Annotated in this window: 10 protein-coding genes; 2 read left to right on the top strand and 8 right to left on the bottom strand. The window is 72.8% G+C overall.

Annotated elements, in window-relative coordinates; translation table 11 throughout:
• Positions 1–12: 12 nt before the first annotated feature.
• Positions 13–2,193: an N-6 DNA methylase gene (locus tag QC283_RS18620; RefSeq protein WP_279562681.1), complete on the bottom strand. Its 2,181-nt coding sequence runs from the start codon at positions 2,191–2,193 to the stop codon at positions 13–15.
• Between the two features lie 191 nt (positions 2,194–2,384).
• Here QC283_RS18620 and QC283_RS18615 point away from each other — a divergent pair, with 191 nt between their 5' ends.
• The gene (locus QC283_RS18615) at positions 2,385–2,876 is read left to right on the top strand and encodes a hypothetical protein (protein WP_279562680.1); all 492 of its coding nucleotides are present in this window, start codon (positions 2,385–2,387) and stop codon (positions 2,874–2,876) included.
• A gap of 99 nt (positions 2,877–2,975) precedes the next feature.
• Here QC283_RS18615 and QC283_RS18610 read toward each other — a convergent pair whose 3' ends face one another.
• Both QC283_RS18610 and QC283_RS18605 read right to left on the bottom strand, forming a co-directional pair.
• Positions 2,976–3,719 carry an N-acetyltransferase gene (locus tag QC283_RS18610; RefSeq protein ID WP_279562679.1) on the bottom strand — a complete coding sequence of 248 codons (744 nt, stop codon included), beginning with the start codon at positions 3,717–3,719 and terminating at the stop codon, positions 2,976–2,978.
• Positions 3,720–3,786: 67 nt separating this feature from the next.
• On the bottom strand, positions 3,787–4,569 hold the full coding sequence (locus QC283_RS18605; RefSeq protein ID WP_279562678.1) for an HNH endonuclease family protein: 783 nt from the start codon (positions 4,567–4,569) through the stop codon (positions 3,787–3,789).
• A gap of 144 nt (positions 4,570–4,713) precedes the next feature.
• On the opposite strand from QC283_RS18605, the gene QC283_RS18600 reads away from it, so the two are divergent.
• Positions 4,714–4,911 carry an antitoxin gene (locus QC283_RS18600; protein WP_279562677.1) on the top strand — a complete coding sequence of 66 codons (198 nt, stop codon included), beginning with the start codon at positions 4,714–4,716 and terminating at the stop codon, positions 4,909–4,911.
• Positions 4,912–5,004: 93 nt separating this feature from the next.
• On the opposite strand, the gene mfd is transcribed toward QC283_RS18600, so the two are convergent.
• From mfd to QC283_RS18575, 5 genes are all read right to left on the bottom strand, one after another.
• Positions 5,005–8,538 carry a transcription-repair coupling factor gene (gene mfd, locus QC283_RS18595; RefSeq protein WP_279562676.1) on the bottom strand — a complete coding sequence of 1,178 codons (3,534 nt, stop codon included), beginning with the start codon at positions 8,536–8,538 and terminating at the stop codon, positions 5,005–5,007.
• 433 nt (positions 8,539–8,971) lie between these two features.
• Positions 8,972–11,536, bottom strand: coding sequence for an ABC transporter permease (locus QC283_RS18590; RefSeq protein ID WP_279562675.1), 2,565 nt, complete (start codon positions 11,534–11,536; stop codon positions 8,972–8,974).
• Positions 11,533–12,321 carry an ABC transporter ATP-binding protein gene (locus QC283_RS18585; protein WP_279562674.1) on the bottom strand — a complete coding sequence of 263 codons (789 nt, stop codon included), beginning with the start codon at positions 12,319–12,321 and terminating at the stop codon, positions 11,533–11,535. The genes QC283_RS18590 and QC283_RS18585 overlap by 4 nt, the downstream gene beginning before the upstream one ends.
• A 733-nt stretch (positions 12,322–13,054) precedes the next feature.
• Complete coding sequence (locus QC283_RS18580) at positions 13,055–13,945, bottom strand: cellulose-binding protein (RefSeq protein WP_279562673.1); 891 nt, start codon at positions 13,943–13,945, stop codon at positions 13,055–13,057.
• Between the two features lie 166 nt (positions 13,946–14,111).
• Complete coding sequence (locus QC283_RS18575) at positions 14,112–16,919, bottom strand: SUKH-4 family immunity protein (RefSeq protein ID WP_279562672.1); 2,808 nt, start codon at positions 16,917–16,919, stop codon at positions 14,112–14,114.
• Positions 16,920–16,923 lie beyond the last annotated feature (4 nt).

Raw genomic sequence — 16,923 nt, 5'->3', positions numbered from 1 at the left:
ATCACCACCAGGTCACCGGCCGGGTGCCACCGTGCCGTCCGTGAGCCCGTCGTACATCCCGCGTACGAGCTGCTCGCCGAGGCGGCCCGCGAGCCTGAGCGCCCGTTCGAACTCGTCGAGGGCGCGGAAGCGGGCGCCGTAGCGGTGCTGGGCGTCGAGCGGGAGCCGGGGGAGCTGGAGGCGGCGGACGTCGAGGCGGGTGGCGGTGGAGGCGTAGCTGCTGGCCTGCCGGTTGTTGGCGGTGCCGCGCAGGAACCCGGCGAGGAACCAGGGGTCGAGCGCGGCGGGGTCGGGGCGCAGCAGGACGAGGTTGCGGCCCAGGGCGGCGCCGGCGGTGGCGTCGTCGATCATGCGCGCGACGGAGCCGCCGCCGAGGACCGGGACGACGACGTCGCCGGGTTCGGTCAGTACGGGTTCCTCGTCGCTTTCGGGGAGGGTGCCGGAGGGGGCGGTGCCGGCGAGTACGTCGTGGTCGGTGAGTACCGGTACGCGCGCGTGGCCGCCGTTGGTGCCGGTGCGCAGCACGAGGGCGCCGCCGCGGGCGAGTTCGCCGACGGTGGTGAGCGGCCAGCGGGGCGCCGGCTGTGCGGTGCCGGCGGCCGAGGGGGTGGGGTCGGCCGCGATGTCGGGGGTGAGGTCGGTGGTCAGGCGCAGGGTCTCGTCGAGGCGCCGGCGTACGTCGGTGAGCCGTCCGGCGCCGTCGGCCGCGGCGGGGGGCGGCAGGTGGCGGGCGGGGGCGAGGTCGACGTCGTCGTCGAGGAGTGCGATGACCGGCAGGGAACGGGCCAGGCCCGGGCGGTCGTCGAGGCGGCCGGCGCGGTCGAAGTCCCGCCAGGCGTCGAGCACGGCGTCCCGCACGGCCCGCCAGTCGGGACCGCCGCGTCCCTCGCCGGCGAACCGCCCCACGTCGGCGAGCAGCACCTCGGGCTGCGCGGGCGCCCTCTCGGGCCGGCGCAGCACCCACAGGTGGAGCGGGATGTTGTACGGCGGTGCCGCGCCGACGGGCAGGGCGACCACGGCGCGCAGCGCGCCCCGGCGCAGCAGGTCGGCGCGGATGCGGCGGCCGGAGCGGCGGGAGGCGGCGGCGGGCGGCATGAGGAGGACGGCCGTGCCGCCGTCCCGCAGGCGGGCGAGCGCGTGCTGCACCCAGGCCAGCTCGGACTCGGTGCGGGCCGGGAAGCCGTACTCCCAGCGGGCGTCGTAGGCGAGTTCGTCGTGGCCCCAGTTGCGTTCGTTGAACGGCGGGTGGCACAGGACGGCGTCGGCGCGCAGCTCGGGGAAGGCGTCCGCGCGCAGGGTGTCGCCGGCGGCTCCGCGCACGGTGGCCCGGGAGTGCAGGGCCAGCCGGAGACCGGTGAGCGCGGCGAGGTCGGGGGCGCCGTCCTGGGCGTACAGCCGCTGGTCGGCCTGTTCGGTGCGGGGGGCGGGGCCGTGCGGCGCGGCGGCGCGCAGGAGGGCGCCGGTGCCGCAGGCGGGGTCGAGGACGGTGCGGGCGGGGCCGGCGAGGTCCGCCATGAGGCCGGCGAGGTCGGCGGGGGTGAGCGTGTACTGGCGGGGGTTGGCGTCGAGGTGCCGGCCGAGCAGGAACTCGAAGGTCTGCCGGGCCCCGAGCTCGGCGGCGAGTTCGGCGGTGCCGCGCAGGAGGGGGGCGGAGGGGAGGACGGCTGGGCCGGTGGGGGCGTCGAGGGCGGGGGTGTGAACCCTCGGCGAGGCGTTCACAGGGGTCGGCGCTTTCCCGGAGCGTTCCGTGTGAACAGAGGCGGCCGCGCGGTCACCGCTGGAGGCGTTCACAGCAGCCGTCCCGAAACGCGCCGTCAGCACCTGGTCCAGCGCCTCGGGCAGCATCGCGGCGAGCCGTACGTCGGAGCCGGCGCTCACCTCCAGCCAGCGCGTGGGGCGGTCGTGGATCAGCAGCAGGACGCAGCCGGCGTGCCTGAGCGCGGTGACCGGGCCCTCGGGGTGGCCGACGAGTTGCTGCCAGACCCGTTCCCGCAGGGGGACCTCGGCGAGTTTGCTGTGTTCGCGCAGCCATCCCTCCACCTCGGCGAGGGCGAAGGAGGGGCTGGTCTCGGTGCCGCCGACCGGCTTGGGGAAGTCGGCGTGCCGACGGCGCCAGTTGCTGACGGCCGCTCGGCCGACGCCGGCGAGCCGGGCGATTCCAGCGGCGGTCACTTCTGTCGCGTTGTCCTGCACCCGCACGGCCCCCTCGTCGATGGTGTGTCGGCGAGCATACCGACGTAGCCGCGCCTTCCTCGATTCACGCCCGTGTACGCACGCACTCCTGTGAACGCGGTTGACTCGGTTCACAAGCTCTGTTCTTATTGACCTCGCGAACAAGCAACCGCCGAGAGGTGGCGGTTGCCGCATGGGGAGGGACAGAAGTCATGGGCATGAAGACCAAGATCGCGCTGGGGGCCGTCGTGGGGCTCGTCGTCATCGGCGCGGTGTCCGCGAACTCCGGTGACGGGGGCGGCGACGGCAAGAGCGACAGCCGGACCTCGGCGAGCTCGGGCGAGAACTCCGGCGGCGCGAAGTCGGACGGCACGGACGGCAAGTCCGACGCGAAGCCCGCCGAGGACAAGGCCGTCGAGAAAGCGTCCCAGGCCGATCAGTTCAAGGCGTTCGTGCAGAAGAACGGAACGGCGGCGGAGAAGGACGCCATCGCCCACGTCACCAAGGTGCAGGGCGCCGACGAGCAGAACGACATCCTCGACGCGGCCGACGTCTACACCGACTTCACCGGCGGCATCATGGGCGAGGGCACGGGCCCCGCCAATCTCATCGCCTCCGCGTTCGCCGACTGGAAGCAGAGCGAGAACGGCCTCGTCACCGTCTACGACGCCGACGGCGAGCTGCTCGGCAACGGCGAGTTCTGACGCGCCGGGACCGACGGGACGAACGGGACGAGGGGAACCGGCGGGCGGATGAACGCCTGCGCCTTACGGCGCCCATGCCTGGGAAGCAAGCCCAGAAGCTCAAAGCGCGTGACGCATCCACACGTTCGGCTCGACGTACACCGCGTACCCGCGCTCCGGTTCGCAGCGCACCGGCACCAGGGCGCCGGGAACCACGACGTCCCCGGCGGTGTCGAAGGGCAGTCCCGTCCAGTGCCGCCACTCGTCCAGCGAGCCGGAGACGGTCATGGAGGCCGGGGCCACCGAGTCGAGAGTGGCACCGGCCCGGGCGTGGACCCGCAGCCACGGGTCGTGCGGCAGGCCGTCGGGGCGCAGGCGGCGGGCGTACTCCTCGATGGGCGTGTGTGGTTCGAGGTGCTTGGCGTTGGGGCGGACGGGAGCGACGACCTCGCGGAAACCGCGGGCGCGGGCGTTGTCGCGCATCGCGGCGAGCATCCGGCCGGACACGCCGCGCCCCTGGGCATGCGGGGCGACGGTGACGGAGATGGCGCTGACGGTGTCGGGACGGACACCGCGGCGCAGGTCGCTGAAGGCCCACACGAGCACCTCGCCCCAGCCACGCGCGGGAAGCGTGCCGCGTCCCTCCCGGTGCAGGGCGAACGGCACACTCTGGCCGTGCGCGACGACCTCGCCGTGCTCGTCCTCGGCGAACTGCACGTACTCCGGCAGTTCGACGGCGATGCGCGGGTAGTGGGCGTTGCCCGAGAGGTCCTCGACGGCGAACGCGGGCCAGCTGTCGGCCATTTCCCGGACCCGGTCCACCATCTCCGGGCGCTCCGCGAGGCTCGATACCTTCAGCTCCATGGCGTCACCGTAGACAGGAGCACCGACGGCCCGGAAGCGGTTTTCGTCACCGCTCCCCAGGCCCCCGTCAGCCGCCGCACTGCTTCAGCATCATCCGCCTGTCGGACGCCGTCACCGCCAGTTCGTACTTGTCGGCGACCTGCGCGAAGCGGACGGCGTAGGCGCACCGGACCGTCTTGCTGGGCGGGAGCCAGGTGGCCGGCCCGGAGTCCCCCTTGGCGGAATTGGCGCGGCCCTCGACCGGGAGCAGGTTGAGCGGGTCGTTCGCCAGTTGTTCGCGCTTGCCCTCGTCCCACCGCGAGGAGCCCATCTGCCAGCTGTACGACAGCGGCACGACGTGGTCGATCTGGACCTCGCTCGCCTTCTGCTTGCGCCACTCGATGGTCGTTCCGGTGTACGGGTCGTCCAGGGTCATGGCGACGATCACGCAGTCGGAGCCGGAGCGGAAGCGCACCTTCTCACCGTCGCGTTTCAGCAGGTCGTTCCGCGTGTCACAACCGTTCCGGGCGTACGGCACGCCGTCGGCCGTGTCCATCCAGGCGTAGCCGAACTCGTCGCGGTCGTACCCCGTCTTGGGGCCGCGCCCCTTGGTCTTCAGGCCCTCGATGAGCTTCCTGCCCGTCGCCCGGTGGGTGTCGCCCGTGACCGGGGCGAGGCCGGGTTCGGTACCGTCCGGGTTGTCCAGCGGGCTGACGGCCTGGCCCGCGGCCCGCCCCTCGGCCGGGGCCCCGGCAGCGCTGCCGGAGGCCGAGGCCCCGTCGCCGTCGCCGCCTTCGCATCCGGTGACCAGGGCCAGAGCGAGGGCCGCGCCCGCCGCCCATCCGGTACGGATCCTGCTGTGTCGCCTCATGCGGGCCCTCCCCTTGCCGTTCGCCGTCTCACCGTAGCGACAGAGAGGTCCAGACCATAGTGGGCCTTAATCGTCCTTAATGGGCATGCAGGACATATCTGCCGTAACGTCGGAGGTGAGTCACGTCTCGGAAGGAGCTCCTGCATGGGCATCCTCGACAAGATGAAGAACATGGCCGGCAAGGACAAGGACAGGTCAAGGAAGATGTCCGACGCCGCCGAGCGCCAGGTCAACCAGAGGACCGGCGGCAAGCACGCGAAGCAGGTCGACGCCGCACAGCAGCGGGCCGAGGGCAAGCTCGGCTTCGGGCGTGAGCGGGGCGGCGGCCGGCCGGAACACTAGCCGGGCGCAGTAGGGCGCCCCGCAGGTCGAACACCTCGAAGCCGTCCACGGGCCTGTCCCCGTGGGCGGCTTCGTCACACACCTGCCGGGCGGCTACGAACCCAGGATCGAGGTCAGGAACTCCCCCACCCAGCCGAGCAGTTCCCGCCCGACCAGGGGCTTTCCGCCCACCTTCGCGGTCTTCGGTCGCGGTACCAGGACCTGGTGGGCGCCCGCCTTGATGACGCTTCCGGGGTAGAGCCGCTTGAGCCTCAGCTCCTGGGACTCGCGCAACTCGACCGGCGCGAACCGGATGTTGTTGCCTTGGAGCACGATCTCGCCGACGGCGCACGCCCGCGCGAGCATCCGCAGGCCCGCTACCAGCAGCAGGTTTTCCACCGGCTCCGGCAGCTTGCCGTAGCGGTCGACGAGCTCCTCGCGTACGGCCTTGACGTCCTCCTCGCTGCTGGCGGAGGCGATGGACCGGTACGCCTGGAGCCGCAGCCGCTCGCCCGGCGCGTAGTCGTGCGGGACGTGCGCGTCGACGGGCAGCTCGATCTTGACCTCGAGCGGCGGCTCCTCCTCGACACCGCCCTCCAGGGAGGCCCGGTAGTCGGCGACCGCCTCGCCGACCATCCGTACGTACAGGTCGAAGCCGACGCCCGCGATGTGGCCGGACTGCTCACCGCCGAGGAGGTTGCCCGCGCCGCGGATCTCCAGGTCCTTCATCGCCACGTACATGCCCGCGCCCATCTCGGTGTGCTGGGCGATGGTGGCGAGGCGTTCGTGCGCGGTCTCGGTGAGCGGCTTCTCCGGCGGGTAGAGGAAGTAGGCGTAGCCGCGCTCCCGGCCTCGGCCGACGCGGCCGCGCAGCTGGTGGAGCTGGCTGAGGCCGAAGTTGTCGCCGCGCTCGACGATGAGGGTGTTGGCGTTGGAGATGTCGATGCCGGACTCGACGATGGTCGTGGAGACCAGCACGTCGAACTTCTTCTCCCAGAAGTCGACGACGACCTGTTCGAGGGCCTGTTCCGACATCTGGCCGTGGGCGGTGGCGATGCGCGCCTCGGGGACGATCTCGCGCAGCTTGGCCGCCGCGCGGTCGATGGACTCGACCCGGTTGTGGATGTAGAAGACCTGGCCCTCGCGCAGCAGCTCGCGGCGGATCGCGGCGCCGATCTGCTTGTGCTCGTAGGGGCCGACGAAGGTCAGCACCGGGTGGCGTTCCTCGGGCGGGGTGGTGATCGTGGACATCTCGCGGATGCCGGTGACCGCCATCTCCAGGGTGCGCGGGATGGGCGTGGCGGACATGGTCAGGACGTCGACGTTGGCGCGGAGCTTCTTCAGCTGCTCCTTGTGCTCGACGCCGAAGCGCTGCTCCTCGTCGACGATGACGAGTCCGAGATCCTTGAACTTCGTCTCGGAGGAGAAGAGGCGGTGGGTGCCGATGACGATGTCCACCGAGCCCTCGCGCAGACCCTCCAGGGTCGCCTTCGACTCGGTGTCGGACTGGAAGCGGGACAGCGCCCGCACGTTCACCGGGAACTGGGCGTACCGCTCGCTGAACGTCCCGAAGTGCTGCTGCACCAGCAGCGTCGTCGGCACGAGTACGGCCACCTGCTTGCCGTCCTGGACGGCCTTGAAGGCGGCGCGCACCGCGATCTCGGTCTTGCCGTAGCCGACGTCGCCGCAGATCAGGCGGTCCATGGGGACCGTCTTCTCCATGTCCTCCTTGACCTCGGCGATGGTGGTGAGCTGGTCCGGGGTCTCCACGTAGGGGAAGGCGTCCTCCAGCTCGCGCTGCCAGGGGGTGTCCGTGCCGAAGGCGTGCCCCGGCGCCGCCATCCGCGCGCTGTACAGCTTGATCAGGTCGGCGGCGATCTCCTTGACCGCCTTCTTCGCGCGGGCCTTGGTCTTGGTCCAGTCGGCGCCGCCCAGACGGTGCAGGGTGGGGGCCTCGCCGCCGACGTACTTGGTGATCTGCTCCAGCTGGTCGGTGGGGATGTAGAGCCGGTCGCCGGGCTGGCCGCGCTTGGCGGGGGCGTACTCCACGACCAGGTACTCGCGGGTGGCGCCCTGCACGGTGCGCTGGACCATCTCGATGTAGCGGCCGACGCCGTGCTGCTCGTGGACGATGTAGTCGCCCGCCTCCAGGGTGAGCGGGTCGATGGTCTTGCGGCGCCGGGCCGGCATCCGGGCACCCTCGCGGCCGGCGGCCTTCTGCCCGGTCAGGTCGGTCTCGGTGAGCACGGCGAGCTTGAGGGCCTGGTCGACGAAGCCGTAGTCGATCGAACCGCAGGAGACGTGCACGACGGACGGGCTCAGTGTGCCGAGGTCGCTGTCCAGGCGGGCCGCGATGCCCTCGCCGCCGAGTACCTCGACGGTGCGGGCGGCCGGGCCGTGGCCCTCGGTGACGTAGACCGCGCGCCAGCCGTCGGCGAGCCAGCCCTTGGTGTCGGCCAGCGCCTTGGCGGTGTCGCCGCGGTAGGTCTCCGGGGCGTGCATGCCGAGCTTGAGCGTGTCGGCGTCGTCCAGCGCGTCGTCGGCGGCGAACGGCGACACCGACCACCACATCATGTCCAGCTCGCGGGCCCGCTCCCGGACGTCCGCGATGGACCACAGGGAGGCCGCGTCCACGTCGATCGGCGCCTCGCCGCCGCCCGCGGTGGCCGCCCAGGACGCCTGGAGGAACTCCTGGCTGGTGGCCACGAGGTCGGCGGCCCGCGTGCGCACCCGCTCCGGGTCGCAGACCAGGGCCATCGCGCCCTTGGGCAGCACGTCCAGCAGCAGTTCCATGTCGTCGACGAGGACGGGGGCCAGGGACTCCATGCCCTCGACCGCGATGCCCTCGGCGATCTTGCCGAGCAGTTCGCCCAGCTCGGGGTGGTCCTCGGCGAGGACCCGGGCCCGCTCCCGTACGTCGTCGGTGAGCAGCAGCTCACGGCAGGGCGGTGCCCACAGGCCGTGGTCGGCGACCTCCAGGGAGCGCTGGTCGGCGACCTTGAAGTAGCGGATCTCCTCGACGTCGTCACCCCAGAACTCGACGCGGAGGGGGTGCTCCTCGGTCGGCGGGAAGACGTCCAGGATGCCGCCGCGCACGGCGAACTCGCCGCGCTTCTCCACCAGCTCCACGCGCGCGTACGCGGCGGCCGCCAGGGCCTCGACGATCTCGTTCAGGTCGGCGCTCTGCCCGGTGCGCAGCGCCACCGGCTCCAGGTCGCCCAGGCCCTTGACCTGCGGCTGGAGCACGGAGCGTACGGGTGCGACGACGACGGAGACCGGGCCGGTCTCGGGGTCGTCGGGGCGGGGGTGGGCGAGGCGCCGCAGGACGGCGAGGCGGCGTCCGACGGTGTCGCTGCGGGGGCTGAGCCGCTCGTGCGGGAGCGTCTCCCACGAGGGGTACTCGACGACGCCCTCCTCGGGCAGCAGCGAGCGCAGGGCCGCGGCCAGGTCCTCCGCCTCGCGTCCCGTCGCCGTCACCGCCAGCACGGGGCGGCCCGTCCCGCGGGCCAGCGCGGCGACCGAGAAGGCGCGGGCCGCGGGAGGGCCGACCAGGTCGACGTGCATGCGGTTGCCGTCCGAGGCCGCCGAGATCGCTTCCGCGAGGGCGGTGTCCTTGACGACGGCGTCGAGCAGACCGTGCAGGCTCATGGAGGGGGCGCTTCCGTCCTGGGTTGTACAACACGAGTAACCCGGCGGTCTGAAGGGCCGGGGGTGTCCAGCGTACGACGCTGCGCGGGCCGGCGCCGGAGCCTGTGGACGACGTCCGCCTCCGGTGACCGGCATGGCCGTGGCCCCACCAGGGGCGCCACCCCCTGGGCCCGGACCGCCCATGCCCACTCACCCCCGGCCCGGCGGACCGGAAGGCGGCGTCGGACGGAGGGCCGGAACGGCGCGGCGCCCGCGACGGGGCCGGGACGGCGCGGCGCCCGCGACGGCGACGAGCCCGCGACGGTGTCGGGGCCGGGACGCGCGGCGCCCCTCGGCGGGGGCGGAACGGCGACGAGCCCGGTGCCGGGTGTCCCGCAGGGCATCCGGCACCGGGCGCTCCCCCGCAACCCCCGTGTGCGGTGGCTGTCGGGCGCTACTCCGTCGCGATGGCGCTCAGGACGTTCATCCGGCCCGCGCGGAACGCCGGCACCAGGGCGGCGAACAGGCCCACGAAGGCCGAGCCGATGAAGACGCCGATGATCGTCGGCCACGGGATGTCGAGGACGTTCAGTCCTTCCAGGGCGAGCAGCTTCTGCGCCGTGGCGCCCCAGCCCATGCCCAGTCCCAGGCCCAGCAGCGCACCGAAGAGGGCGATGACGACGGACTCCATACGGATCATGCGGCGCAGCTGGCGGCGGGAGAGGCCGATCGCCCGCATCAGGCCGATCTCGCGGGTCCGCTCGACCACCGACAGCGCCAGCGTGTTCACCACACCGAGGACCGCGACGATGATCGCCAAGGCGAGCAGACCGTAGACCATGTTCAGCAGCTGGCCGACCTGGTCCTTCAGCTCCTGCTTGTAGTCGGTCTGGTCGGCCACCTGGTACTGCGGGTACGCGTCCAGCGACTTCTTCAGCGCGGCGTACGCCTGCTCGCCCTGGCCGTCCTTCGCCTTGGCGAACATGATCATGTTCGGTGGGACGCTCTCGGCCGGCAGGTACTTCCGCATCGTCTCGATGCTGATGTACCGGGCGCCCTGGTCGATGGCCACGTCGTCGTCCGTGATCGCGGCGACCTTCAGCTTCGCGGTCTCGCCGCCCTTGAAGGCGACGGAGATCGTGTCGCCGACGTGCACGCCGTGCTTCTTCGCGTAGTCCGCGCCGACCGACATGGCGTCCGGCCCGTAGGCGGCGGAGAGCTTGCCCTCCGTGGTCACACGGTTCACGTCCTGGGCGTAGGTCGGGTCGGCGGCCGTGATGCCGTCGTCGTCCGTCTTGCCGTCGGGCGAGGTCAGTGTGGCGTCGAGCACCTTGTAGCGGGTGACGTGCTCCAGTCCGGGCGTGTCCTGGATCGCCTTCTCGGCCTGCGGCACGATCCGCTGGTTGCCCTGGACGATGAAGTCCGCGCCGACGGTCTTGTCCAGCTCGCTCGTGGCCGAGGCGACCATGGAGGAGCCGACCACCGACAGACAGGCGACCAGCGCGAGGCCGATCATCAGGGCGGCGCCCGTGGCGCCGGTCCGGCGCGGGTTGCGCAGCGCGTTGCGCTCGGCGAGGCGGCCGACCGGGCCGAAGGCCCGCAGCAGCACCGCGCTGATCACTCGCACCACGAAGCCCGCCAGCAGCGGACCGACGACGACGAAGCCGATGAGGGTCAGCACGATGCCCGCGCCGAGCATCAGCGAACCCTCGCTCGCCTTGTCCGCGGCGGCCGCCGTGAACAGGGCCGCGGCGCCCGTGCCGGTGAGGACCAGGCCGATCAGGCCGCGTATCCGGCCGGCCTTGCCGTCGGCCGGCGTACCGGCGTCACGCAGGGCGGCCATCGGGGAGACCTTGCCCGCGCGACGGGCCGGCAGGTAGGCGGCCAGGACGGTGACCACGATGCCGAGCACCAGGCCGACCACCGGGGTCGCCGTCTTGATGGTCAGGTCGTCGGTGGAGAGGTTCATCCCCGCCGCCGACATCATCTTCATCAGGCCGATGGCTATTCCGACACCGGCCGCGACACCGAGGACCGAGCCGACAACGCCGAGGAGGAGGGCCTCGACCAGCACCGAGCGGTTGACCTGCTTGCGGGAGGAGCCGATGGCCCGCATGAGGCCTATCTCGCGGGTGCGCTGGGCGACCAGCATGGAGAAGGTGTTGATGATCAGGAAGATGCCGACCAGGAACGCGATGCCGGCGAAGCCGAGCATGGCGTACTTGATGACGTTCATGAACTCGCCGAGTTCCTTGCGGTTCTCGTCGGAGTTCTCCTTCGCCGTCTGCACCTTGTAGGTGCCGTCCATGGCCTGGGAGACGTTCTGCTTGAGCTGCGTGTCGGAGACACCGGCCTCGGCGACGACGTTGAACTGGGTGAACTTGCCGGTGGCGCCGAGCAGTCCGCGCTGGGCGGTGGGCGTGTCGAAGTAGATGACGGCGGCACCGGGGTTGGTCACCGTGAAGGAGGCGATGCCGACGATCCTCGCCTTGATGTCGCCGGTCTGAGCGATGGTGCGCAGTTCGTCACCGAGCTTCAGGTCGTGCTTGTCGGCGGTGTCGGCGTCGACCATCAACTCGGTGGGCCCGCGCGGGGCGTGCCCGGAGGTGATCTCCATCGACCGGAGGTCGTTCTTCGTCCAGTTGCCGGCGATGGTCGGGGCACCGCTGGTGGCGCCCACGTTGTCGTTGTCACTGTCGACGACGGTCACGTTCATCGAACTGACCATGCCCTCGGCCGACTCGACCCCGTCGGCCGCGCGGACCTGCTCCAGCACGGACGCCGGCAGCGACTCGGGCACCCCGTTCTGCGGGGTGTCCTCGCTCTTGGCCTCCTTCGGCAGGACCGTCACGTCCGACGAGGTGATCGCGAAGAGCTTGTCGAAGGTGGTGTTCATCGTGTCCGTGAACACCAGGGTGCCGCACACGAACGCCACCGACAGCAGCACCGCCACCGCCGACAGGGCCATACGCCCCTTGTGCGCGAGGAAGTTGCGCATCGAGGTCTTGACGACGGTCATGACGTGCGCCCCCGGGCGTCGAAGTCCTTCATGCGGTCCAGGACGGCGTCCGCGGTCGGCTTGTGCATCTCGTCCACGATCCGGCCGTCGGCGAGGTACAGCACCCGGTCCGCGTAACTGGCGGCCACCGGGTCGTGGGTGACCATCACAATGGTCTGGCCCAGTTCGGTGACCGACTGGCGCAGGAAGCCGAGCACCTCGGCGCCGGCGCGCGAGTCGAGGTTTCCGGTCGGCTCGTCACCGAAGATGATCTCGGGCCGCGCGGCCAGCGCCCGCGCCACCGCGACCCGCTGCTGCTGGCCGCCGGAGAGCTGGTTCGGCCGGTGCTTGAGCCGCCCGGCGAGTCCCACGGTCTCCACGACCCGGTCCAGCCACGCACGGTCGTACTTGCGCCCGGCGATGTCCATGGGCAGCGTGATGTTCTCGATCGCGTTGAGCGTCGGGAGCAGGTTGAAGGCCTGGAAGATGAAGCCGATCCGGTCCCGGCGCAGCTGCGTGAGCCGCTTGTCCTTCAGGCCGGTGATCTCGGTCTCGTCGAGGTAGATCTGCCCGCCGGTGACGGTGTCCAGGCCGGCCAGGCAGTGCATCAGCGTGGACTTGCCGGACCCCGACGGCCCCATGATCGCGGTGAACTGGCCGCGGACGATGTCCACGTCCACGTGGTCGAGTGCGACCACCCGGGTCTCGCCCGATCCGTACGCCTTCACGACCTGCCGCGCTCGCGCGGCAACGGCCGTACGTCCTCCAGTGCTCCCGTGCGTGGGAATACTTACGGCCGATGTCATGTCAAGTCTCCTATGTCGGTCATCAGATGAGCCGCCGGTGCCGTCAGTCCGCCTGAGCGGTACCGGTGAACGTCTTGTGCTGCGGTGCTGCGATCCCTCGCGGTGTACGTACCGCCGTGCGTGTGCCGTTGCTGCTACGTCGAAGAGTCTGTCCGGAACATGGGGTCGACCGCGCTGGTGTTCAGCGCACTCTTTTCCTGTGGAAAACCCCACCCCCAGGGGTCCGGTTCGCCACCCCCCAGCGGCGTAAAGCCAGATTAAGGACGTCCCCCGGCCCGTCTCGTCCTCCGTCGGTACGAACCCTCCCCAGGCCGTAGTACGGAGGTACCCCTAGGGGTAGTCCGCCCTCCGGCGGAGGGAATCTCGGGGTTGCCCCCGGCCCGGGACACGTCGAGCGTCCACCCTCCCGCTACGTGATGGTCAAGTCGTCGGGGCGGAGTCGGGGCACAGGGGAAGCCGGCCCGGCGGGCGGAGGATCGGGGACGAGGGCCGCCGCTCCCCCGAAGTACCTGCCCGAGGGGGTGACACCCGGGGCCGAGGACGGGGCCGCGCATCCTCACCGATCGACCTGGAGCCGCCTCAGCGCAGCGCGTGGCCGAACCGCCCGGTAGCGTGCGGGGCCCGCCGCCCCCTCAACTCCCAGCGGCCCGCCGCGCCACACCCCTGGCCGCGCGAGGAGCCCCGGAAGGGAGGGTCTACGACCCGTCCCCGCCGCGCCCGCACCGCCCCGGCGTCACTCCACCGCCCGCCCCGTCAGCGAACTGAGATTGCTGCGTACGGAGGCCATGTGGGCCTGGAGTTCGTCCCACCGCTCCCCGTGCTCCCGCAGCACCCGCTCCGTCTCGCGGGCGATCCGCTCCTGACACTCCCGGGCCTCGGCGACCACCTCGGCCGCCCGGGCCCGGGCCTCCTCCTGCCACCGCCCGTCCGCCTCCCCGGCGTCGGCGAGGGCCTGCCCGGCCTCGCACACATCCTGTTCGGCGGCGGCCTCCAGCTCGGCGTGGTGCGCGTCGAGTGCCCTCGCCCGCTCCTCCTCCGCCCGTTCTTCCCCGGCCCACCGCTCCGCCTGCTCCCTGCGCTGCTCGGCGAGCATCCCGGTGGTCCGCTTCCGCATCTCGCGCAGTGCGGCCAGCGCCTCTGCGCGCCCCGCCCGCACCTCGCGCCGCGCCTCGATCCGCGCCTCGTCGGCCTCCGCGCGGGCCGCCAGCAGCCGATGCCGGGCGCGTTCGTCGGCCTCGGCGCGTACGGCGTCGGCGTGCGCCCGCGCTGCCTCGTTCACGCCGGCCGCGTGCGCCCGGGCTTCCTCCAGCAGGCTCCGCGCCGCACCGCGCGCCCCCTCCCGTACGGCCTCGGCCTCCTCCTGACCGAGCCGGAAAAGGTGCCGCGCGCGCTCACCGAGCTCCTCGTAGTCCTGCGAGGCGAGCTCCGCGACCACGTCCAGCAGGTCCTCCAGCTCCTCCTCCATCTCCCGGGCGAGCACGGTGAGCCGGGCGGCCCGCTCCCAGGCCGCGTCACGCTCCGCGAAGAGGGCCGCCGCGTACGCCTCCACCTGTTCGGGACGGTAGCCGCGCTCACGCCCGCGTACGGTCACGAAGCCGTGAGGGGACGCCGATGCGCTGCTCATGCCTACCACCCCTGCGGTGAACTGTCACACTAAACGGACTTAACCGACTTTATGGATCGGAAGGAAGGCCTCATAATGCGACACACCGCACGCGAACGGGCGGGGCCCGGTCGCCTCACAGGTCGACCGGGCCCCGCCCGTCGGTCACGTCAGCGGCCGAACCGCCTCACAGCAGTCCGTCCCACATCTGCTCCAGCAGCACCGACCACCAGCTCTCCGGCGACCCGAGCGCCGCCGGGTCCAACGCGGCCAGCTGAGCCTGGAAGTCCACCGTCCAGCGGCCCGCCTGCTCCTGGTTCAGACCGAACCTGAGCCGCCACATCCGGCCCAGCAGCGCCAGGCAGCGCGCGAACTCCGGCAGCCCCGTGTTCACGAACTGCGGCGGCACGGGCGCACCACCCGGCCCCGCCTCCACCGGCACCGCCACGATGGCCGCCGTGCCGTACTGCACACAGATCGCCCGGCCGAAGTCACTGCCCACGACGAGGTACGAACCCGCGTCCGAGGCCGGCTGCACCCCCCGCTCGGCCGCCAGCTCCGCCAGCGTCGGCACCGGACGCCCCGGCTGGGCCTGCGCCCAGAAGAACGGCCCCATGTCCATCGGCAGACCCGCCGCCACCAGCGTGTGCGCCACGATCGGCGGCACCCCCTGCCGGGACACCGCGGCCTGCTCGAACCGGAAGACACCCGGACCGAACGCGCCGCCCAGCTCCTGCCCGATGGCCTCCGGCGGGACCGGCGGCACCGGCTGCACCTGCGGCAGCGGAGCACGCACCGGCGCCGGACGGGCCGGCCCGTCGGCCACCTGGTGCAGCTCGCCCTGGTGCGCCAGCAACTGCCGCATACCCTGCTGCCGGCTCGCGTGATCCGTGCCGTACGGCGCGATGGAGGTGATCCGCGCCTGCGGCCACTGCTCCCGGATCATCCGCGCGCAGTACGCGCCCGGCAGCTCGCACGACTCCAGCTCCGTGTGCAGCTCCAGCACCTGGTCCGGCGGCACGTTCATGGCCCGCAGCTCGTGGAAGATCTGCCACTCCGGGTGCGGCGTACCCGGCGCCGAACGCCGGATCAGCTGCTGCTCGGAACCGTCCTGGGCGCGATAGCGCAGCACGGCCTGGTAGCCCGGACCGACGGTCGGCAGACCGGACGGAGGCTGCTGCGGATAGCCGTACGCCGGCGGCTGACCGGGCACCGGCCCGCCCGGCGGCGGCACGGCACCGGGCGGCACGGCGCCGGCCGGCATGGGCTGTGCGGCACCCGGGCCACCGGGGACGCCCGGAGCGCCGGGCGCGCCCGGAACTCCGGGGACACCCGGGGCACTCGGCGGCGGAGGCGCGCCGGGGCCGCCCATCGGAGGCCCGGCCAGCACGGTCTGCGCGTGGTGCACGGCACCGCCCGCACCCCCGGAAGAGCCCTGCGGACCGGGCGCCCCCGGAACGCCGGGAGCGGCGGGGGGCGGCGGCACGCCCGGCCCACCGGGCCCGCCTGCGACACCAGGAGCACCGGGAACACCTGGAGCGCCAGGAACACCGGGAGCACCGGGCGGACCCGGCGGCTGGGGAGCACCGCCGCCCGTCCGGCCCGGGTCGGCCAGCATCGTGGCGGCATGGTGCATCCCACCGGGGGGCGTCCCACCGGGAGCACTCGGCGGGGGCGGCGTACCCGGGGCGCCCTGACCGGCCGGAGACTGCGGCGCCCCAGGCGGGGGCGGCGTACCCGGACCGGACGGACCGCCGGGGCCGGCCGAGCCCTCGGGGCCGAGTGACGACACCAACTGCGTAGGCACGTAACCGCCGCCACCCGTCGCCTGCGCTCCCGGCGCCTGAGGCCCCGTCGGCGGCGGCGTGCTTCCCGGCCGCGCGCCCGGCATACCCGGGGCACCCGGCGGAGGCGGTGTGGTCGAACCACCGCCACGGCGCGGCGGAGGCGCCGCCTTGCTGGTCGCTGCGTCAGCGATGTCCCCGGCGTTCGGGGCGAGCGGCCGGGCCGGCGTGGCGGACGCCCCCGGACCGGCGGGCGGCTGCGAAGTGGGCGGCGTCGGCGGTGCGGGCGGCGGCGTGCCCGCACCCGCGGACGCGCCCGGCGTGTTCGGGTCGTCGAGCGCCGGCGCGAGCGCCGTCGGCGGAAGCCCGCTGCCGCCCGACATCAGCGCCGTCTTGGCGTCCGGCGTCGCCGTGGGCGGCGGCCCGTCATCGTCGGAGCCGCTCAGCGGCGGCGCGAACACGGTCTGAGGCAGCGGTACGGAGCGGTCCTCACCGGCGTCCGCGTTGGTGTCCGTCCCCGCCCAGGGCGTCGCCCCGGCGGGCGCACCCGGCGCACCGGCCGCGCCCGACCCGGAGCCGGCACCACTCGCCCCGGCGGCGGGCCACGCCGCACCGCTCCCCTGCGCGTCCGCCGAAGCGGCGGACGTCACGGGAGCCGTAGGAGCCCCGGGGACCCCAGAAGCCGACGCCGCCGCAGGCGCCGACGGCACCCCGGCCGGCGTCTCGGGAAGCGCACCAGCCCCGGTTCCGGCACCACCACCGGCACCGGCACCGCTGGTGTCACCACCGGCACCACCACCGCCACCGCCGTCGTGATCCCCCCGCCGACGATCCGGAATGCCCAGCTTGTCCGCCGCCTCCTGCAACCACTCCGGCGGAGTCAACAGGAACGACGTCTGGTTCAGGTCCACCCGCGCCGCAGGCGCCGGCGCCGGTTCCGCGGCCCCGTCGGGACGGCCGTACTCCTCCTCGTACCGGCGGATCACCTCACCCACCGGCAGCCCCGGCCACAGCGTGGCCTCACCGCTGTCCCGCGCGAGCACCAGCCGCTGCGCGCCCCCGTCCGAACGCGGCCCGTCCGCACGGTCCTCGGCCCACACCACGAACCCGAGCTCGAACTCCCGCACCCGCACCTCACGGTGCTGGTACGCCGGGAGCTCGCCGTTGACCCACTCCTCCGCGCGCTCCTGCGCCTGCGCGAACGTCACCATCGTC

It is taken from the genome of Streptomyces sp. DH41, from assembly GCF_029813785.1.
Classification (GTDB): Bacteria; Actinomycetota; Actinomycetes; order Streptomycetales; family Streptomycetaceae; genus Streptomyces.
This window is presented reverse-complemented; position numbering and strand designations above follow the sequence as displayed.